14 protein-coding genes are annotated in these 19,762 nt (G+C 56.2%); 8 read left to right on the top strand and 6 right to left on the bottom strand.

Annotation, left to right across the window (positions count from 1 at the left end; translation table 11 throughout):
• Positions 1 to 34 precede the first annotated feature (34 nt).
• The 3 genes from gluQRS to sfsA form a co-directional block, all read right to left on the bottom strand.
• Entirely contained in the window at positions 35 to 934 is a 900-nt protein-coding gene (gene gluQRS / locus ACVB80_RS12470; RefSeq protein WP_481081608.1) for a tRNA glutamyl-Q(34) synthetase GluQRS, read from the bottom strand.
• A gap of 59 nt (positions 935 to 993) precedes the next feature.
• Complete coding sequence (gene dksA / locus ACVB80_RS12465; protein ID WP_481081607.1) at positions 994 to 1,443, bottom strand: RNA polymerase-binding protein DksA; 450 nt, start codon at positions 1,441 to 1,443, stop codon at positions 994 to 996.
• A 122-nt stretch (positions 1,444 to 1,565) separates the two neighbouring features.
• On the bottom strand, positions 1,566 to 2,285 hold the full coding sequence (sfsA, locus tag ACVB80_RS12460; protein ID WP_481081606.1) for a DNA/RNA nuclease SfsA: 720 nt from the start codon (positions 2,283 to 2,285) through the stop codon (positions 1,566 to 1,568).
• A gap of 56 nt (positions 2,286 to 2,341) precedes the next feature.
• On the opposite strand from sfsA, the gene hrpB reads away from it, so the two are divergent.
• The 4 genes from hrpB to acnB all read left to right on the top strand — a co-directional run bounded on the left by hrpB (position 2,342) and on the right by acnB (position 12,418).
• Positions 2,342 to 4,789 (top strand): ATP-dependent helicase HrpB, encoded by a 2,448-nt coding sequence (gene hrpB / locus ACVB80_RS12455; RefSeq protein WP_481081605.1) that lies wholly within the window; start codon positions 2,342 to 2,344, stop codon positions 4,787 to 4,789.
• Complete coding sequence (gene mrcB, locus ACVB80_RS12450; protein ID WP_481081604.1) at positions 4,786 to 7,161, top strand: penicillin-binding protein 1B; 2,376 nt, start codon at positions 4,786 to 4,788, stop codon at positions 7,159 to 7,161. Before hrpB ends, mrcB begins: the two co-directional genes overlap by 4 nt.
• A 50-nt stretch (positions 7,162 to 7,211) precedes the next feature.
• Complete coding sequence (locus ACVB80_RS12445) at positions 7,212 to 9,524, top strand: patatin-like phospholipase family protein (RefSeq protein WP_481081603.1); 2,313 nt, start codon at positions 7,212 to 7,214, stop codon at positions 9,522 to 9,524.
• 296 nt (positions 9,525 to 9,820) lie between these two features.
• The gene (gene acnB / locus ACVB80_RS12440) at positions 9,821 to 12,418 is read left to right on the top strand and encodes a bifunctional aconitate hydratase 2/2-methylisocitrate dehydratase (RefSeq protein WP_481081602.1); all 2,598 of its coding nucleotides are present in this window, start codon (positions 9,821 to 9,823) and stop codon (positions 12,416 to 12,418) included.
• A 267-nt stretch (positions 12,419 to 12,685) separates the two neighbouring features.
• On the opposite strand, the gene ACVB80_RS12435 is transcribed toward acnB, so the two are convergent.
• The 3 genes from ACVB80_RS12435 to ACVB80_RS12425 all read right to left on the bottom strand — a co-directional run bounded on the left by ACVB80_RS12435 (position 12,686) and on the right by ACVB80_RS12425 (position 16,385).
• On the bottom strand, positions 12,686 to 13,819 hold the full coding sequence (locus ACVB80_RS12435) for a glycerate kinase (protein WP_481081601.1): 1,134 nt from the start codon (positions 13,817 to 13,819) through the stop codon (positions 12,686 to 12,688).
• Positions 13,820 to 13,829: 10 nt separating this feature from the next.
• Entirely contained in the window at positions 13,830 to 15,095 is a 1,266-nt protein-coding gene (locus tag ACVB80_RS12430) for a GntP family permease (protein WP_481081600.1), read from the bottom strand.
• A gap of 147 nt (positions 15,096 to 15,242) precedes the next feature.
• Positions 15,243 to 16,385 carry a sugar diacid recognition domain-containing protein gene (locus ACVB80_RS12425; protein ID WP_481081599.1) on the bottom strand — a complete coding sequence of 381 codons (1,143 nt, stop codon included), beginning with the start codon at positions 16,383 to 16,385 and terminating at the stop codon, positions 15,243 to 15,245.
• 52 nt (positions 16,386 to 16,437) lie between these two features.
• Between ACVB80_RS12425 and ACVB80_RS12420 the strand changes: the two genes are divergently transcribed.
• The 4 genes from ACVB80_RS12420 to ACVB80_RS12405 all read left to right on the top strand — a co-directional run bounded on the left by ACVB80_RS12420 (position 16,438) and on the right by ACVB80_RS12405 (position 19,739).
• Positions 16,438 to 16,806: a YacL family protein gene (locus ACVB80_RS12420; RefSeq protein ID WP_481081598.1), complete on the top strand. Its 369-nt coding sequence runs from the start codon at positions 16,438 to 16,440 to the stop codon at positions 16,804 to 16,806.
• Between the two features lie 183 nt (positions 16,807 to 16,989).
• Positions 16,990 to 17,328 (top strand): P-II family nitrogen regulator, encoded by a 339-nt coding sequence (locus ACVB80_RS12415; protein ID WP_481081597.1) that lies wholly within the window; start codon positions 16,990 to 16,992, stop codon positions 17,326 to 17,328.
• Between the two features lie 17 nt (positions 17,329 to 17,345).
• Positions 17,346 to 18,575, top strand: coding sequence for an ammonium transporter (locus ACVB80_RS12410; protein WP_481081596.1), 1,230 nt, complete (start codon positions 17,346 to 17,348; stop codon positions 18,573 to 18,575).
• A 150-nt stretch (positions 18,576 to 18,725) separates the two neighbouring features.
• Positions 18,726 to 19,739, top strand: a complete 1,014-nt coding sequence (locus tag ACVB80_RS12405; RefSeq protein WP_481081595.1) for a Fe(3+) ABC transporter substrate-binding protein — start codon at positions 18,726 to 18,728, stop codon at positions 19,737 to 19,739.
• Positions 19,740 to 19,762: the final 23 nt, after the last annotated feature.

Below are 19,762 nucleotides of genomic sequence, written 5' to 3'. Positions count from 1 at the left end.
ATATCTGTGCTCTAAAATTGCGGCTAATAATACTCTAGCTCGCCCTGTTTGAGAATGGTGATGTGAGACTGATCTCATCAGGCAACTGGCGGCTGTGCCAGTTTTTCACTCCCCATTCGACCATTTCTCCAACGCTGGCGCTTTCAAAATAGTCAGGTAAATCAAAGCCTAAGAACTGCATTGCCAGCATTAGCTCCGGTTTTGGGTTACCGGTGTCTATTCCCTCAGCGTGGTTCTGTTTTGACAGTTTATTCCCGCTTTTATCGACCGCCAGCGGCAGATGCAGGTAGCTGACCGGTGCTTTATTGAGCATTTGGTACAGGCTGATCTGACGCCCGGTTGGCTCAATCAGGTCTGCGCCGCGCACGACCTGGGTGATCCCCTGGTCGATATCGTCGAGAACTACCGCCAGATTGTAGGCAAACAGGCCATCGCGACGTTTGATAATAAAGTCTTCTTCGGCCAGCGGCTGCGGGATTGCGAGCACGCCGTGGCGCTCATCGCTGAATTCTGTCACCGGGTGGAGCATTTTTACCCGTACCGAGCAGTTGTCACCGTTTTGCAGGCCGAGATCCCGGCAGGTGCCGGTATAAAACCCGCCTGCAGCTTTGATCTGCTTGCGTGTACAACGGCAGTAATAGGCGAGCCCTTCCTGTAGCCACTGGTCAATCTGAGCCTGGTAGAGGGCATGACGCTGGCTCTGATACACCACCTCACCATCCCACCCGATCTGGTACTGCTCCAGGGTGCGCAGGATAAGGTCTGACGCGCCGGGCATTTCCCGGGGCGGGTCCAGGTCTTCGATACGCACCAGCCATTGTCCGCCCTGAGCTTTGGCCTGAAAGTAGCTGCCGAGGGCGGCGATCAGTGAGCCAAAATGGAGCGGTCCGGACGGTGACGGGGCAAAGCGGCCGATATATTGAGTGTTCTTCATGGTTCCAACAACAAAAAGGGAGCCTAAGCTCCCTCTTATCTTTGTACAGGTTGCGGGGATTAGCCCTGCATCTGCTTCTCTTTCATTTCCGCCAGTGTCTTACAGTCGATACACAGATCGGCTGTCGGACGGGCTTCCAGGCGGCGGATTCCGATTTCGATTCCGCACGACTCACAGAAACCAAACTCGTCTTCTTCGATCTTATTAAGAGTTTTCTCAATCTTCTTGATCAGACGACGCTCGCGGTCACGGTTACGCAGCTCAAGGCTGAATTCTTCTTCCTGGGAAGCGCGGTCAACCGGATCCGGGAAATTTGCCGCTTCGTCCTGCATGTGGTGAACGGTACGGTCAACTTCTTCCATGAGCTGGTTACGCCAGGCGGCCAGAATCTTAGTAAAGTGAGCCAGTTGTTCTGGTGACATGTACTCTTCACCAGGCTTCTCCTGGTATGGCTCAACGCCTGCAATCGCCAGGATTCCCAGCGTTTTTTTCTTGTTGCTCTCTGGCATACAGCATCTCCTACTTACACCTTTTGTCTGCGGGCAGACAAATAAGGCCGGTATCTATAGCAGAAAGAAAAGCCGGTGGCAATCACTCATGTTAGCATGAGGTTACCATTGTGAACGATGCATCATTTTTCATAACCATCGATGAAATCGACAGCATGATCCAGCTGCATTCCGCGGTCGTTCATTTGCGCTTTACAGCAAATAACTTCGACCCCCTTTTCTTTCGCTTCTTTTAATAATTCTGAATAGTTTGCATCTATATAGTGGGCAACAGACACGTTTTCAATCCCTGAATGCAATACTGCAAAAAAAAGTACCGCTCTGTGACCATTTAAGGCCATTTCCGTGAGCTCGCGCAGATGTTTTTGCCCCCGGGTGGTCACAGCGTCCGGAAAGTAACCACGTCCGCCGGATTCAAGCAGGGTGACGCTCTTTACTTCCACGTAGCAGGGCGGTTTGCCTTCGCTCTCCAGCAGCAGGTCGATACGGCTGTTTTCGCTGCCATAACGTACTTCGGTGCGAAGGGAGTCATAACCGGCCAGCTGCGCAACGGTGCCGTTTTTGATGGCTTCGGCGGCCAGCTGGTTGGCACGGGCGGTATTGACACAAATGGTATGACCGGCTTTGGTTTCGGTCAGCTCCCAGCTGTTGGGGTATTTGCGCTTTGGATTATCCGAGGTGGAGTACCAGACGGTATCACCCGGTTCGGCGCATCCTGTCATGGCTCCGGTGTTGGCGCAGTGGATGGTTTTCACGCTGCCGTCGTCGAGCTCGATGTCGGCCAGAAAGCGTTTGTATCGTTTGATCAGCCGGGCTGACTGAAGTGAAGGCTGAAAGTGCATTTTATTACTGTTTTTATGTACAATGGTGCGTCACATTAAATCACAGGGCCCCTCCGTTGTCACAACTGCCGATCCAATCTGTACTGCCTGATGTGCTGGCCGCGCTGGACACTCATCAGCAGGTGATCCTCAAAGCCGCACCGGGTGCGGGTAAGTCCACCATGCTGCCTCTGACTCTGCTGAAAGAAGGAAAGATTGAAGGGAAGATCATCATGCTGGAGCCCCGCCGTCTGGCCGCTCGCAGCATTGCCCGCTATCTGGCCTCTGTACTGGGTGAGCCTCTGGGTAAGCAGGTCGGTTTCCGTATCCGCGGTGAAACGAAGGTCAGTGCCCAGACCCGTCTTGAGATCGTCACCGAAGGGGTGATGACCCGGATGTTGCAGCAGGATCCGGATCTCGAAGGGGTGGGGCTGGTGATCTTCGATGAATTTCACGAGCGCAGCCTGCACGCAGACACCGCGCTGGCGCTGTCACTGGAAGTGCAGGGCGCACTGCGTGACGACCTGAAACTGCTGGTGATGTCGGCCACCCTGGATCATAAGGCACTGCAGGGCCTGCTGCCGGAAGCCGCGTACATTGAATCTCAGGGCCGTCAGTATCCGGTAGAAACCCGCTATGCTCCGATGGGACCGAATGACTACCTGGTCCCGGCGATGGCAAAACAGATTTCCGGCCTGCTTGGCAGGGAGTCCGGCTCGCTGCTGGCATTTCTTCCCGGCGTAGCGGCGATTAAATCCCTGGCTGAAGTGCTGGAAGGGCAGTGCGGCAGCGACACCGACATTTGTCCTCTCTACGGTCAGCTTTCACCGGCTGAGCAGCAAAAGGCGATTGAGCCCTCTCCGCCGGGCAGACGCAAAGTGGTGCTGGCGACCAATATCGCCGAGACCAGTCTGACCATCGACGGGATCCGCATGGTGGTGGACTCCTGTCTTGAGCGTGTCGCCCGCTTTCAGCCTAAAACCGGCATCACCAAACTGGAGCAGGTATTTGTCGCCCAGTCCTCCGCCGAGCAGCGCCGCGGACGGGCCGGACGTCTTGAGCCGGGTGTGTGTCTACGGCTCTGTTCAGAAAGTCAGCTCAATCAGCAGCCTGCGGTCCCGGCGCCGGAAATTCTTTCCAGTGACCTCTCTTCTCTGTGGCTGGAACTGCTCTACTGGGGATGCCAGAGCGCAGATGAGCTGAGCTGGCTGGATACCCCGCCCAAAGCGCTGATTGCCCAGGCGGCGGATCTGCTGGCCCGCCTTGGCCTGACCGACAGCCAGGGCAAACTGACCCCGCTGGCAAGGGAAGCTCTGCCGCTTGGTTTGGCGCCGCGCCAGGTGAGTATGCTGCTGCGCTGTGAAAAACCGCTGCGCACCACCGCCATTGCGGCTGCTGCGCTGCTCGAAGAGCCGGAACGTGGCCAGAGCGATATCCAGACCAGCTTGAGTCGCTTTATCGGCGGTCAGCACCGGATGCAGAAAGCCCTGCTGACCCGCTGCCGCTCTCTGGCAGAGCGGCTGGATCTGCGCTTTGATTTGAAATCAATTCAGCCGGATGCGCTGGGTGAGTGCCTCTGCCTTGGTTATCCGGACCGGATAGCCCAGGCGCGTGGCAAAAGTGACCAGTACCTGCTGGCCAACGGCCACGGCGCAAAGGCCGATGAGACGTCGCCACTGTATGGAACAGAGTTTCTGGTGGCGCTGGATCTGATGCGTCACGGCGGCCAGTCGAGCCGCATTCTGCTTGGCTGTGAGCTGGCCCGCTCTCAGCTGCCTCAGGCGCTTATTGAAGAGAAAGAGTGTGTCGAGTGGGATGAAGCCAGAGGCCGGCTGGTGGCTGAAAAGCGTGAAATGCTTGGCAGACTGGTGTTGTCACGCAAGGCGATGGCCGAACCGGGTGCAGAGCAGTCGGTGCAGGCGCTGCTCGATTTTGTACGCCGCAAAGGCCCGGATGTGCTCAGCTGGAGCGAGCAGAGTGAGAACTGGCTGGCACGGGTGCGCTGCGCCGCTGAGTGGATGCCGGAACAGGAGTGGCCGGATGTGAGTGATGATGGCCTGCTGGCGTCGCTGGAAGAGTGGCTTGCACCATACCTGCACGGCGCGACCAGTGCCAAAGCGCTGCGCTCGGTGGATCTCTGTCAGGCGCTTAATGCATACCTTGGCTGGCCGCTGAACCAGGAGCTGGACAAGTGGCTGCCGACTCATTACACCATGCCGACCGGCAGCCGTAAGCGTATCCGCTATCTGCCGGGCCAGGCACCGGTGATCTCGGTGCGGATGCAGGAAGTCTTCGGTGAAAAAGAATCGCCAACCGTGGCGGACGGGCGGCAAAAAGTCACCCTGGAGCTGCTTTCTCCGGCGCAGCGTCCGCTGCAGATCACCCAGGACCTGGCCGCCTTCTGGCAGGGCGCGTACCAGGAAGTGAAAAAAGAGATGAAAGGTCGCTATCCGAAACACGTCTGGCCTGACGATCCGGCCAGCCATACCGCGACCACCAAAACCAAACGGCAACTGAACTCATGACCACGAATAAAAAGAAACCGGCCCCGACCCGGTCCAAAGCCAGCTCAGCGTCAAAAGGGCGTAAAGCGCCTGCCAAACGCAGGAAAACCGCGGCTAAATCCGCAGCCGGAAAGCCCGGAATACTGAAGCGCTTATGGAGCTTTAGCTGGAAGCTGGCTCTGGCGGTGCTGGCGGTGATGGTATTTATCGGTATCTACCTGGATACCGTGGTGCGCCAGCGTTTCGATGGTCAGCTGTTTGAGCTGCCAACCGTGGTATACGGCCGGGTTCTGACCCTGGCTCCGGGCAGCCCGGTAAATCTGGCGGAACTGCGTCAGGAGCTGGATGTGCTCAACTATCGTAAAGTGCGCTCCCCGCGTCACCCGGGCGAGTACTCTTCCTCATCGACCAAAATTGAGATGATCCGGCGTGAATTTGAGTTTGAAGACGGCCCTCAGCCTCCACGTCACGTGATGCTGCACTTTAACGCGGAAGGGGTGCAGCGCATCGAGTCACTCGAAGACGAGCGTGACATGGGCTACCTGCGCCTTGACCCGAAAATGCTTGGAATGCTGGAGAAGAACACCGACGAGCAGCGCCTGTTCCTGCGCCGGGAACAGTTCCCTGAAGTGCTGGTGGACGCCCTGCTGGTGACCGAAGACCGGGATTTCTATCAGCATGACGGGGTCTCGCCACTGGCGATTGGCCGCGCCCTTGCCGCCAACCTGAAAGCCGGACGAACGGTACAGGGGGGCAGTACCCTGACCCAGCAGCTGGCAAAGAACCTGTTCCTGTCCCGTGAGCGTACCCTGTGGCGTAAAGTCCGCGAGGCCTATATCGCGATTTTGCTGGACTACCGCTACAGCAAGGACCGGATTCTTGAGGCCTACCTGAATGAGGTTTACCTGGGACAGAGTGGCGGCGATGCCATCCACGGTTTTGGCCTGGCGGCGCGGCTCTACTTTGGCCAGCCTGTTCAGGAGCTGCGAATCGATCAGATTGCCCTGCTGGTGGGAATGGTGAAAGGACCGTCCTACTACAACCCTGTTCGTCATCCGGAGCGGGCCAGAACCCGCCGTGATCTGGTACTGCGCCTGATGATGCAGCAGCAGATCCTGACCGCAAATGAGTACGAAATGGCGGTCAACCGGCCGCTCGATATTCAGGACAACCCAAAAATCGCCTCGCGTCAGCCTGCGTACTTTGAGCAATTGAGTAACGAGCTGAAGCAGAAGGTCGGAGACGCATTTCATCATAACGCGGGCCTGAAAGTGTTCACTTCGCTTGACCCGGTTTCTCAGTTCGAGCTGGAGCGGGCGATACAGCGTAAAGTGCCGCAGCTGGAACTGCGCTCGGGTAAAGGGCTGGAAGCGGCTGCAGTGGCCGTAGACCGCCGCAGCGGCGAGATCCGCGCTATGGTCGGCGGCAAGCGTACCGGTTATGACGGCTTTAACCGTGCCCTGAGTGCCAGCCGTCCGATAGGCTCGCTGGCCAAGCCGGCGGTGTACCTGACCGCGCTTGCTCAGCCGGAGAAATATAACCTGGCGACCACGCTGCACGATGAGCCGCTGAAGATGAAGAGCAGCAAAGGCAATATCTGGTCGCCGCAGAACTATGACCGTAAATTCCGTGGCGAAGTGCCGCTGTATAAAGCATTCTCCCGCTCACTCAACGTACCGACGGTGCGCTTGGGGCTTGAGCTGGGCATCAAAGAGGTGATGGAGACCTATGTAAAACTGGGCGTGGACCGCAACGAGATCCGCCCGGTGCCGTCAATGTTCCTTGGCGCATTTTCCCTGACCCCGTATCAGGTGGCTCAGATGTTCCAGACTCTGACCAACTCAGGAAAAATGGCACCGCTGAGCGCCCTGCGCAGCGTGCGCGATAAAGAGGGTAACAGCCTGTTCCGCTCGCTGCCGAAAGTGACCAGCCGGGTACCGGAGCAGGCCGCCTGGCTGACCACTTACGCGATGAAAAAAGCGGTCAGTGAAGGGACCGGCCGCTATCTGCAGGGCGATTTTTCGCGTGCAGCGCTGGCGGGAAAAACCGGCACCTCTAACGATACCCGCGACAGCTGGTTTGTCGGTATCGATGGCCGCGAAGTAGTCACTGTCTGGGTGGGCCGGGATGACAACAAACCAACTAAACTGACCGGTGCCAGCGGAGCGCTGCGGGTTTATCACCAGTATCTGACCCAGCGCGCGCCGGAGCAGCTTATCCTGCCGTGGCCATCAAACGTGGTAACCCAGGGGTATAAGCCGGACACTGGCGGGGCGCTGAGCCCTGACTGCCGTGCAGACTTCCGCCTGCCTGTGTGGGATGAAAACGGTGAGGTGAAGAAATTTTGTGAGAGCGGAGCTGCTGGCTGGTTAAATAAACTGCTGGAGTGGTAGCTGGCTAACATGCTAAAAAGACAATAGTTATTTTTACGGAGAGCGACCGGATGACACGGAGCGGGTTTTGGCTTAGGGCGGCAGTGTTGCTGATGCTGCCCGTGATGGTATGGGCTCAGCCCGCAGCTCAGCCGGTTAAGCAGTCTCAGAGCGAAGCCAGACGTCCGGTGATTGCGGTGGTATTTGCCGGAGGCGGGGCCAAAGGGGCCGCGCACGTCGGGGTGTTAAAGGCGCTCGAAGAGCTGCATATCCCGGTTGATATCATTACCGGTACCAGTATGGGCGCTTTTGTCGGCGGTCTGTATGCCACCGGCCTTTCTGCCGATGAAATCGAAGCCCTGTTTGAAACCACCGACTGGAACAGCGGTTACCGTGACCGGGTGGGCCGCAGTGAGCGCAGTATCCGTGACAAGGAGTACGGCGATCGTTATCAGATCAATACTGATATCGGTTTTCGTGCGTTTGAGATCACCGCGCCCAAAGGGGTGGTGCAGGGGCAGAATATGCTGCGCCTTATCCGCGAGTCCACCGGTAACCTTCCTGAACTGAACTCGTTTGACCAACTGGCGGTCCGTTACCGTGCGGTAGCGACGGATATCATCAGACTCGAACCGGTCGTGCTGGAAAATGGCTACCTGACCGATGCCATGATGGCCAGTATGTCGGTACCCGGCGCACTGCCGCCGTACAAAATCGGCGACCACCTGCTGGTGGATGGCGGGGTGACCAATAACATGCCGGTTGAACTGGCCCGGGAGATGGGTGCAGACCTGATCATTGCGGTGGACATCAGCACTGATTACAAGAACGCGCAGGAGCTTAAATCCTTTCTGACCGTGGGTGATCAGTTATCCAACTACATGGTGAAACGCAGTACCCGCCGTCAGGCAGACAAGCTGGACCTGAGTAAAGACATTTTACTCTCCCCGGATGTCGGTGATATGGAAACCACGGAGTTTGACCGTATGACCGAGGCCTATGAGCTGGGTTATCAGTCGGTAATGACCGCCGGGCCAAAGCTGAAAGCGTTTCAGGCCACCACGCCCCAGTATCAGGACTATATCGATCACAAGCAGGCACAGCGGCGTAACCTGACGTACGGGGATCAGCTGGTAGTGGACCGGATAGAAATCATCAATAACTCCCACTATGACACTAAAGCGCTGCGTGGCTACCTTGAGCTGGAAGAGGGTGAGCGGCTTACCCAGGAGCAGATCGAGGCCAGAATTGAGTCTCTGTACGCCATCGACCGCTTTGAGCGTATCACCTATCAGTACCGCACCGTTGACGATGAGACAGTGCTGGAGCTCGATATCCGCGGTAAAGAGTGGGGACCAAATTTTGTCGATTTCCGCTTCTTCCTTGAAGATGACTTTCAGACTCAGAGTCAGTATGCATTGGGGATCAGTACCAACTTTACCGCGCTGAACGACCTTGGCGCTGAGCTGGCGCTTAATCTGGAGATGGGCACCGACAAGCTGATCGAGGCGGAGTTTTATACTCCACTGATCCCGGAGATGCGGTTGTTCTCTTCCTCCACGGTCTCTTATACCAACTCGGTACGCAACTTCCCTGTAAGCGCGGCCGCCGATGGCTGGTCCACTTCGATTGATGACAGTCAGAACTATCTGCCATCCACCTACCGCACTTTCCTGGCGGAAACGAACCTTGAGCTGAGTCCGGCCCTTCAGCACCGTTTTCGTCTTGGTGTCCGGTATGTTGATGGCAGCGTTGAGTTGTCATCCCTGCCAGCCCTGGGCCGGGCGAACTATACCCGCGTTGGCCCAACAGCCAGTTACAGATACGACACCCTCGATGACCTGAGCTTTCCCACCACAGGCGGCTACGTGGACCTGAGGTATTTTTTGAGCCAGGACCAGATTGAAGATTCAGGCAAGGTTGAGGGCAGCAAGGGGACGGTTCATGAACTGGTGAGCCGGTTTAAAGGCGCGGCCAGTTCTCAGCGCCATACCCTGGTGGGGCAGTTTGAGTATGAGGTGCTGAACAGTCAGGACTTTGACCTGCCGATTGAACCACGAAGCCTGGGCGGATTTCTTAACCTGTCGGGTATTCCGCGTAACAGCCTGATCGGGCAGAACAAATTGTATGGTAGTGTAGTTTACCGCTACCGCTGGTTTGATAACGACTTTGGTATGTTCCAGTCACCGGTTTACGTCGGTGGTTCGCTGGAATATGGCGGTGTCTGGTCCGGTGAGGATGTGAAGCCTCATGACGCGCCTATGTACGCGGCGGGTTCGCTGTTTGCCGGGGTGGCGTCACCGGTCGGGCCGGTGGTGCTGGCCTGGGGTATGACCGAAAGAGGCTATCAGTCGGTGTACCTGATCGTTGGTACCTCTTTTTAGACAAACTGCACAGAAATAATCAGAGTTTTAAACGGGTTAGTTTTTCTGTCAGAAAAACTAACCTTGTCTGTAAGCGCTGCTTACCAGGCAAAAAAAGGAAGAAAACACACAACTTTAGTTGCAAGTTGTAATGTTGGTCAAAATGGACAGATTTTAACTTTTGGTTAAATTTGCTATTCTCCACACCACAGACTGGCGCTGTGTTACGAAAGGAGCGTTTGAGTTTCATCGTGATACAGAGGCCAGATTTCCAGGGATGTTTGCCTAAGGGTAAACCGTAATGAGAGGAATGTATTGTGCTTGAAGCCTATCGTAAACACGTCGCAGAACGTGCTGCCGAAGGAGTGGTTCCAAAGCCACTCGATGCTGAGCAAGTCGCTGGTTTAGTTGAACTGTTGAAAAATCCCCCGCAGGGCGAAGAAGCAGTTTTGCTCGACCTGCTGGAAAACCGTATCCCCCCGGGTGTTGATGAGGCGGCGTATGTTAAAGCCGGTTTTCTGACCGCCGTAGCCAAAGGGGAAGACACATCCCCCCTGGTGAGCCGTGAAAAAGCCGCCACCCTGCTGGGCACTATGCAGGGCGGCTACAACATCGCGCCGCTGGTTGAGTTTCTGGATGATGAGCTGCTGGCTCCTGTTGCCGTCAAAGCCCTGTCGCATACCCTGCTGATGTTTGATGCTTTCTATGACGTGGAAGAAAAGGCCAAAGCCGGTAACGACTTCGCACGTCAGATCATGCAGTCCTGGGCAGATGCGGAGTGGTTCCTGTCCAAACCGGAGCTGGCTGAGAAGATCACCCTGACCGTATTTAAAGTCACCGGCGAAACCAATACCGATGACCTGTCACCGGCACCGGATGCCTGGTCGCGCCCGGATATTCCGGTTCACGCCCTGGCGATGCTGAAAAACGAACGCGATGGCATTGTGCCGGACCAGCCAGGCAGCATTGGCCCGGTTAAACAGATTGAAGCGCTGAAGGAGAAAGGTCATCAGCTGGTGTACGTGGGTGATGTGGTCGGTACCGGCTCTTCACGTAAGTCGGCCACTAACTCAGTGCTGTGGTTTATGGGTGACGACATTCCAAATGTGCCGAACAAGCGCGCTGGTGGTTATGTGCTGGGTGGCAAGATCGCCCCGATCTTCTTTAACACCATGGAAGATGCCGGCGCACTGCCGATCGAAGTGGATGTGACCAAACTGAATATGGGCGATGTGATCGACGTTTACCCGTATGAAGGCAAGGTATGCAGCCACGACAGCGGTGAAACCCTGGCAGAATTTGGCCTGAAAACCGATGTACTGATTGACGAAGTGCGTGCCGGTGGCCGTATTCCGCTGATCATCGGCCGCGGCCTGACTGACAAAGCCCGTCAGTCACTGGGTCTTGAGCCGTCAGAGGTATTCCGCCGTCCGGTCGCAGTTGAAGATACCGGTAAAGGTTACACCCTGGCGCAGAAGATGGTGGGTAAAGCCTGCGGTACCGACGGTATTCGTCCGGGCACCTACTGTGAGCCTAAGATGACCACGGTCGGCTCTCAGGATACCACCGGCCCGATGACCCGTGATGAGCTGAAAGACCTGGCGTGTCTGGGCTTCTCAGCGGATCTTGTGATGCAGTCTTTCTGTCACACCTCTGCTTATCCGAAACCTGTGGATGTGAACACTCACCACACCCTGCCGGACTTTATTATGAACCGTGCCGGTGTGTCGCTGCGCCCTGGCGATGGCGTTATCCACTCCTGGCTGAACCGTATGCTGTTGCCGGATACCGTGGGTACCGGTGGTGACTCGCACACCCGCTTCCCGCTGGGTATTTCGTTCCCGGCTGGCTCTGGCCTGGTGGCGTTTGCTGCGGCGACCGGCGTCATGCCGCTGGATATGCCAGAGTCGATTCTGGTGCGCTTTAAAGGCGATATGCAGCCAGGCATCACCCTGCGTGATCTGGTACATGCAATTCCTTATTACGGTATTAAGCAGGGCCTGCTGACCGTAGAGAAAGCCGGTAAGATCAACGAGTTCTCCGGCCGGGTACTGGAGATTGAAGGCGTTGAGCACCTGACTGTTGAGCAGGCGTTTGAACTGTCGGATGCTTCTGCAGAGCGCTCTGCAGCTGGTTGTACCGTTAAGCTGTCTCAGGAGTCTATCGAAGAGTACCTGAACTCCAACATCACCATGCTGAAATGGATGATCTCTGAAGGTTACGGTGACCGCCGTACCATTGAGCGCCGCGTCGTGGCGATGCAGGAGTGGCTGGACAACCCGCAGTTGATGGAAGCGGATGCGGATGCAGAGTACGCTCATGTGATTGAAATCGATCTGGCTGACATCAAAGAGCCAATCCTGTGTGCGCCAAACGATCCGGACGATGCCCGTCTGCTGTCTGATGTGCAGGGTACGGAGATCGATGAAGTATTTATCGGCTCGTGTATGACCAATATCGGTCACTTCCGCGCGGCGGGTAAACTGCTGGAGAAATTCAGCGGCCAGCTCGATACCCGGATGTGGGTAGCGCCGCCAACCCGGATGGACCGCGACCAGCTGACTGAAGAGGGCTACTACGGCATCTTTGGCCGCAGCGGTGTACGTATCGAAACCCCGGGCTGTTCCCTGTGTATGGGTAACCAGGCCCGCGTCGCCGATAAGTCCACGGTAATGTCGACCTCAACCCGTAACTTCCCGAACCGCCTCGGCACCGGTGCAGACGTTTACCTCTCGTCTGCTGAGCTGGCTGCAGTTGGCGCTATCCTTGGCCGTATCCCGACCATGGATGAGTATCTGGAGTACGCAAAACAGATCGACGTGACCGCAGCGGACACCTACCGCTACCTGAACTTCCATAAGATGGATGAGTATACGCAGAAAGCGGATACGGTTATTTTTCAGGAGCCGGTATAGATAAAAAAATCCCCAGTTTGTGACTGGGGATTTTTTTGGCTCGGGGCCCTGGGCACTAGGCTCTGGGGGAGTGGGCTGGGAGTATTGTGAAAAACTTACGGTTTTCTGTTGACGCAGGGTTTCAGCGGTATCAACATCTTGCAGCGCCCAGCGCCCAGCGCCCAGCGCCCAGCGCCCAGCGCCCAGCGCCCAGCGCCCAGCGCCCAGCGCCCAGCGCCCAGCGCCCAGCGCCCAGCGCCCAGCGCCCAGCGCCCAGCGCCCAGCGCGTCAGCGCTTCAACGCCACCATCGCCGCCACATTTCTCGCGGTCAGCTCCACATTCACTGCCGCCTCGCGCAGGGCTTCTTCGAGGCTGACTGAGCGTGGGACTACGCTGAATACCGCGTCGATACCGTGCTCGTGGACTACACCGCAGTCGGCTGACAGGCAGCCTGCGATGCCCAGTACCGGGATGTTGTAGTGTTTGGCGGTGCGGGCAACGCCGATCGGGGTTTTACCGTGGATGGTCTGGCTGTCGATACGGCCTTCGCCGGTGATCACAAGATCAGCATCGGCGACCACTTCCGGCAGGTTCACTGCGTCCATTACGATTTCGATACCCGGACGCAGGTCTGCTTCAAGCAGGCCCATCAGGGCTGCGCCAAGACCACCGGCTGCACCGGCACCCGGGCGGTCTTTAACTTCACGGCCAAGCTGAGTTTTGATCACCTCTGCGTAGTGAGCCAGGTTGGCATCAAGCTGAACCACCATCTCGGCACTGGCGCCTTTTTGCGGGCCAAATACCGCCGATGCGCCTTTTGGTCCGCAAAGCGGGTTGTCAACATCACACGCTACTTCCAGTTTCACCGACGCCAGGCGCGGATCCAGACCGCTCATATCGATAGTCGCCAGCTTGTCCAGCTCTCCGCCACCGTGACCCAGTTCAGCACCGTCAGCATCAAGCATACGAATGCCCAGTGCCTGCGCCATGCCAAGACCGCCGTCGTTGGTTGCGCTGCCGCCGATGCCGACCATGATGTGCTCAACGCCTTTATCCAGCGCGGCCAGGATCAGCTCACCGGTACCAAAGGTGGTGGTGATCAGCGGGTTGCGCTCCGATGGTGACACCAGGTGCAGGCCGGATGCGGCGGCCATCTCAATAATGGCGGTTTTGCCATCGCCAAGCAGGCCATAGAAGCCGTCCACCGGCTGACCCAGCGGGCCGGTTACCTGATGGTGAACCAGTTCACCACCGGTAGCATCAATCAGGGACTGAACCGTGCCTTCACCACCGTCTGCCATTGGCAGTTTGATGTATTCGGCGTCAGGCATAACCTGTCTGAAGCCGGTTTCGATGGCCAGGGCCACTTCCATTGCCGTCAGGCTTTCTTTGTAAGAATCAGGGGCGATAACAATTTTCATAGTGAACCTTTTATACAAACAGACCGAATACGCCGAAGATCATGGTAGAAACAAATGCGATAACCAGACCTACCATAGACTCGTATGGCACCAGTTTTAGTCGCTCGCGGATGTCCATGTGCAGTGCGCCGCCGGTTGCGTGGAAGAAACTGCCGTGAGGCATGTGGTCAAGAACCGTTGCACCAGCGTGGATCATTGCCGCACCTGCCAGTGCCGGAACGCCCAGCTCAAGAATGGTGTGGCTGAACACGCTCGCCGCTACTGCGGTACCCGCAGTGGTCGAAGCGGTTGCCAGTGACATCATGGCACCTGAGATAGGAGCCAGCAGGTAAGAAGGCAGGCCGGAAGCCGTCAGCACGTCAATCAGACCGGCTTTCAGGCCGGAGTTGGCAATAATGCCTGCCAGGGTACCGGTACCCAGCAGCATTACGGCAACCGGTGCCATGCGGGTCAGGCCGGATACAGCGAAGTGGTTGGAGTCGTTAAAGCGGCCCATGGCAATGGCACCCATCAGACCACCCAGTGGCAGGGCGATCAGCGGGTCAACATTGATACCGGCGATTGGGCGCAGAGCCAGCAGGGCGATAGCGACCAGCGGAGCCACGATGGCTGCACCAAACTTAGGCAGACGTCGGTCGTCCACGCTCACGACTTCACTTTCGTGTACTTTGCTGCCTTTGTTAACCAGCTTTTTGGCGATGAAGTAAGCGACGATCATGCCGCACAGGCCAGGGATAACACCCGCTGCCATGACAGAAGTCAGCGGAACGCCAAAGGCGTCAGCAGCAGCAATCGCGTTCGGGTTTGGTGACATGACGTTACCGGCTTTACCGCCGCCGACCATTGCCAGCAGGATAGCCATTTTAGACAGGTCGGCACGGCGGGCGATTGCCAGTGCAATAGGGGATACAGTGATCACCGCCACGTCAACGAATACGCCAACCGCGGTCAGGATCATGGTTGCCAGTGCCAGCGCCAGCAGGGCACGGGTTTCACCGACTTTTTTAACTATGGTTTCGGCGATAGAGGTCGCCGCACCGGATTCAATCAGTACACCGGCCAGCACACCAGCGGCCAGAATACGCAATACTGCGGTTGTGATGCCCTGGGCACCTCCGATCATCAGGCTGACGGTATCGGTCAGGGAGACGCCGCCAACGATACCACCGACAAGGGCACCAACGATCATGCCGTACGCAGGCGGCACTTTTTTCAGGATGAGTGAGATGGCGACGACCAGTGCGGCCAGAGCGCCAAGGGTAGAGACTTCGATCATAAGGTTGTGTTCCGTATATTTTAATTTTATTGAGTGAGATAGCTCAGGCGGAACTCTAACCATTTTGACCGGGTGATGCTTTAGGCAAACTGACAAATATATCACCAGCTCAAAAGTAGCTTTTTGTGCACTTGCACAAGTTAAGGGTTATTCCCCCACTAATGACAGGGCTAAATAGAGCCGGGTTTTGTCATCTATCTTATTGAAAGATAAGCTGGTTATCTGCTCTATTTTCTCCAGCCGGTAACGCAGGGTATTGCGGTGAATATGAAGGGATTCACAGGTTTGAGCCTGGTCACAATTTTGAGCAAAAAATGCCGTCAGGGTTTTCACCAGGGTGCCTTTGGGGTCGTTTTGCTGCAGCAGACGCAGCGGCTTCTCCAGCTGGGCGCTGCGCCAGTGGTCTTTTTTCAGCCCCTGAAGCAGTACCGGCAGCATGTAGTCCTGATAGAACAGAACCTCTCCGGCGCTTTGCGGCGCGCTCTGCAGGGTCGCTTTGGCACTCTGGTAGGACTGGCTCAGACCGGACAGGCCCGGGAAGTAACCACCAAGGGCGATCCGCACCCGGAACTTGCCCAGTTTTTCCACCCGCTTCAGCAGCTGGTTAATGCGTTTTTGTTCTTTTTCCCGTGACCAGCCGCCGTTTTCCAGTGTGACCGGCTTGAGCACCACCACTTCATTACCCGACACCGATACGATCCCGACCAGGTTATCACGCTCCGGGTGTTCGAGCAGGTGCACCAGCTCCTGAAGGTGGTCGAGTGAGACGTTCTGCTCACCGGTAACCCGGACGACAGCGGCGATGCGTGGCTGGGTCAGGTCGAGCTGTAGCTTCTCTGCGATGGCGTTGAGCTGCTCCTCTTCCAGCGTGCTGCCCCGGATCAGCTGCAGCAGCAGCTCTTCACGGTGACGCTTGTTCCACTGTACCTGCGCCATCAGCGCCGCCTGTTCGACGATTAGCTCGGCAGTCATCTTAACCAGCTCGCCATAGTTGCGTACCTGGTCCGGCTCTCCGGAGATCCCCACCACGCCGATTGCCTGGCGGCCAAACATAATAGGCAGGTTGATCCCGGGTTTTACGCCCTTGAGCTTTTCCGCCATAGCCTGGTCTATCTCTATGGTGCGGTGGTCACTCAGTGCCAGAATCGCGCCTTCATGGCGCTGGTCTATCCGGCTTGGGTCGCCGGAGCCGATAATGCGGCCGTGCTCATCCATCACGTTGACGGAGTGACTGATGATCTTCATCGCGCGGTGAACAATTTGTCTGGCTATGGTGGTGTTGAGTTGCATTTTGGCTGAGGATCCTGACAATACCGGTCTGATTGGTTGAGTGAGAATAGCAGTGGATTACGATTTTAAAAAGAATACTCTCGATGGTACCTACCGGGCAGAGTTCTCCATGGGCCATGAAGTACTTGGACGCTGGTTTACAGAAGAGCTGGGTCGTGATCTGGAAAAGCTGGATCTGGTGGTCCGTCAGCTGGAGAGCCTGAAAGATACCGGTCAGGAGTGGCTGCTCAGTGGTGAAGAGCTGACGCTGGTCCTGCAGGACAACGAAGCCCTGGTGCAGGAAAACTGCCTGTTCAGCCAGCACGATGAAGAGCTGGATGAAGACATGCATCTGTGGGATGAAGAGAGTATTTCGGTCTGTGGATTTGAAGATCTGCACCAGGCGTTGCTCGCCTGGCGGGCGTTTGTCTGCCGTTACTGAGAAACTGCACTTTGCTGCACTCAATGTGCAACGAATTGGTGAACAAGCCGCACTGTTTTGGTGCGGCTTGTTGCGTTTCTGGCGGGATGAAAATGCCAACCCCTTACTAAACAATGGGTTACAAAAATGGCACGCTCCTTGTTTATATCCATATCGTAAAGGACATACACAAGTGAGGAAGTCATGAAACTGATTAGCGCAATTATTAAACCTTTCCGGCTCGATGACGTCAGGGAGGCCCTGGCCGATGTTGGCATTGAGGGGATGACAGTCAGCGAGGTCAAAGGATTTGGCCGTCAGAAAGGTCATACCGAGCTCTACCGTGGTGCCGAGTACCAGGTGGACTTTCTGCCTAAAGTAAAACTCGAAATCGCGACCCAGGCAGAGAATGTGGAGCGGATCGTGGAAGCGATCAGCAAAGCAGCCCACACCGGAAAAATCGGTGATGGCAAGATTTTCGTTTATGACCTGAGCCAGGCGGTGCGCATCCGTACCGGTGAACTGGATACAGAAGCTCTTTAAGGACGGGGGATACGATTATGGAACTTTCACTGACAGTAACTGAACTCAGATACGCGCTCGACACTTTTTTCTTTCTAATTTCCGGCGCGCTGGTGATGTGGATGGCGGCAGGTTTCGCCATGCTCGAAGCGGGTCTTGTACGCTCGAAGAACACCACCGAGATCCTGACCAAAAACTTCTGCCTGTACGCCATCGCGTGTACCACCTATCTGGTGGTGGGCTACAACATTATGTACGTCGATAACGGCGAAGGCGGCTGGCTGCCATCCATTGGTGCGCTGATCGGCACCCAGGGCGAGGGGGCAGACCACTCGCTGGAATCGGACTTCTTCTTCCAGGTGGTGTTCGTGGCAACCGCGATGTCTGTGGTTTCCGGCGCGGTCGCCGAGCGGATGAAGTTGTGGTCTTTCCTTATCTTTGCTGCGGTACTGACCGCCTTTATCTACCCGGTTGAAGGTTACTGGACCTGGGGTGGCGGCTTCCTGTCAGAAGCAGGCTTCAGTGATTTCGCCGGCTCGGGTATTGTACACATGGCGGGTGCGGCTGCGGCTCTGGCTGGAGTTTTGCTGCTGGGCGCACGTAAAGGCAAGTACGGTAAGAATGGTGAAATCTACCCAATTCCGGGCTCTAACATGCCGCTGGCAACTCTCGGTACCTTTATCCTGTGGTTTGGCTGGTTCGGCTTTAACGGCGGTTCACAGCTGATGGTGTCCGACTTTGAAAACGCGACCGCGGTCGGTCAGATCTTCCTGAACACCAACGCAGCAGCCGCTGCCGGTGCTATCGCCGCCCTGCTGGTGTGTAAAACCACCTGGGGCAAAGCGGACCTGACTATGATCCTCAACGGTGCACTGGCTGGTCTGGTGGCGATTACCGCTGACCCTCTTTCTCCGTCACCACTGGTTGCCGTCAGCATCGGTGTGGCAGCAGGTGCGCTGGTGGTCTTCTCCATCATCGCGCTGGATAAGCTGAAAATTGATGATCCTGTTGGGGCGATTTCGGTGCACGGCGTATGTGGTTTCTTTGGTCTGATGGTGGTGCCGTTCAGCAATGGCGATGCCGGCTTTGGTGCTCAGCTGCTTGGCGCGGCAGTGATCTTCGGCTGGGTATTCGGCGCAAGCCTGCTGGTATGGGCGGCACTGAAATACACCGTCGGAATCCGGGTGCCGGAAGACGAGGAACTGGAAGGCATGGACATGCACGATTGTGGTGTAGGTGCCTACCCGGAATTTGTGACCGTTAAGTAATTTTTGGTTACGTTTTGAAACGATAAACCGGCTCCATTGAGCCGGTTTTTTTATGTTGCATATAAATAAATCATTGCAGGCGTGAAATGAATTTCTATAATAAAGGCGATTGATAACACTTATCATTAAGCTTTCACAAGGAATAAAGTAATGAAAAAACTGCTCGCCCTGGCCGCTCTTGCCAGCTCCACCCTGGCTCCGGCTGCGATGGCCGCTGAAGAAGTGAACGTCTACTCTTACCGTCAGCCATTTCTGGTTGAGCCAATGTTTAATGAGTTCACTAAAGAGACCGGCATTAAAGTCAACGTTAAGTTTGCCAAGAAAGGTCTGGCAGAAAAACTGGCTCAGGAAGGCGAGTACAGCCCGGCAGACGTGATCCTGACTGTAGACATCAGTCGTCTGGCAGAGCTGACAAAGCGTGGCCTGGTTCAGCCCGTAGAAAGTGCCGTGATTGAAGCGAATGTTCCGGCCCAGTACCAGGACGATAACAACGAGTGGTTTGGTATTACCACCCGTGCTCGTGCAGTGTACTCATCCCGCGACCGTGTGGGTAAGCTGGGTGATGATTTCACTTACGCAGACCTGGCAACTCCTGAGTTCAAAGGCAAAATCTGTACCCGCAGCGGTAAGCACCCTTACAACGTTTCGCTTGTTTCTGCCATGATTGCAGAGCAGGGAGAAGCAGCAACCAAAGCCTGGCTGGAAGGCGTAAAAGCCAACCTGGCGCGCAAGCCTCAGGGTAACGACCGTGCTCAGGTGAAAGCGATCAAAGAAGGCCTGTGTGACGTATCACTGGGTAACAGCTACTACCTGGGTAAGATGGTCAACGATGCAGAGCAGAAAGCCTGGGCTGACGCTGTGTACATTAACTTCCCGAACCAGAATGCGCAGGGTACACACGTAAACATCAGTGGTATGGCGATGGCGAAATACGCGCCAAACAAAGCTAATGCACAGAAGCTGATGGAGTTCCTGACCGGTAACACTGCCCAGCAGATGTACGCAGAAGTGAACTTCGAGCACCCGGTAAAAGCTGGCGTGAAACGCTCTGAGCTGGTGGCGTCATGGGGCGACTACAAAGCCGATACCCTGTCGCTGGATGAGATTTCAGCTCACCATGCCGCGGCTATCCGTCTTCTGGATGAAGTGAAGTTTGACCTTTAATGCGAATCAGGAGGCCTGGCCTC

Source organism: Vibrio sp. 9-16B-A1 (assembly GCF_056726165.1).
This window is presented reverse-complemented; position numbering and strand designations above follow the sequence as displayed.

Coding starts and splice junctions, on each gene's coding strand:
- gluQRS (WP_481081608.1), bottom strand. CDS start 934: ATGAAGAACACTCAATATATCGGCCGCTTTGCCCCGTCACCGTCCGGA.
- dksA (WP_481081607.1), bottom strand. CDS start 1,443: ATGCCAGAGAGCAACAAGAAAAAAACGCTGGGAATCCTGGCGATTGCA.
- sfsA (WP_481081606.1), bottom strand. CDS start 2,285: ATGCACTTTCAGCCTTCACTTCAGTCAGCCCGGCTGATCAAACGATAC.
- mrcB (WP_481081604.1), top strand. CDS start 4,786: ATGACCACGAATAAAAAGAAACCGGCCCCGACCCGGTCCAAAGCCAGC.
- ACVB80_RS12445 (WP_481081603.1), top strand. CDS start 7,212: ATGACACGGAGCGGGTTTTGGCTTAGGGCGGCAGTGTTGCTGATGCTG.
- ACVB80_RS12435 (WP_481081601.1), bottom strand. CDS start 13,819: ATGAAAATTGTTATCGCCCCTGATTCTTACAAAGAAAGCCTGACGGCA.
- ACVB80_RS12430 (WP_481081600.1), bottom strand. CDS start 15,095: ATGATCGAAGTCTCTACCCTTGGCGCTCTGGCCGCACTGGTCGTCGCC.
- ACVB80_RS12425 (WP_481081599.1), bottom strand. CDS start 16,385: ATGCAACTCAACACCACCATAGCCAGACAAATTGTTCACCGCGCGATG.
- ACVB80_RS12415 (WP_481081597.1), top strand. CDS start 16,990: ATGAAACTGATTAGCGCAATTATTAAACCTTTCCGGCTCGATGACGTC.
- ACVB80_RS12410 (WP_481081596.1), top strand. CDS start 17,346: ATGGAACTTTCACTGACAGTAACTGAACTCAGATACGCGCTCGACACT.
- ACVB80_RS12405 (WP_481081595.1), top strand. CDS start 18,726: ATGAAAAAACTGCTCGCCCTGGCCGCTCTTGCCAGCTCCACCCTGGCT.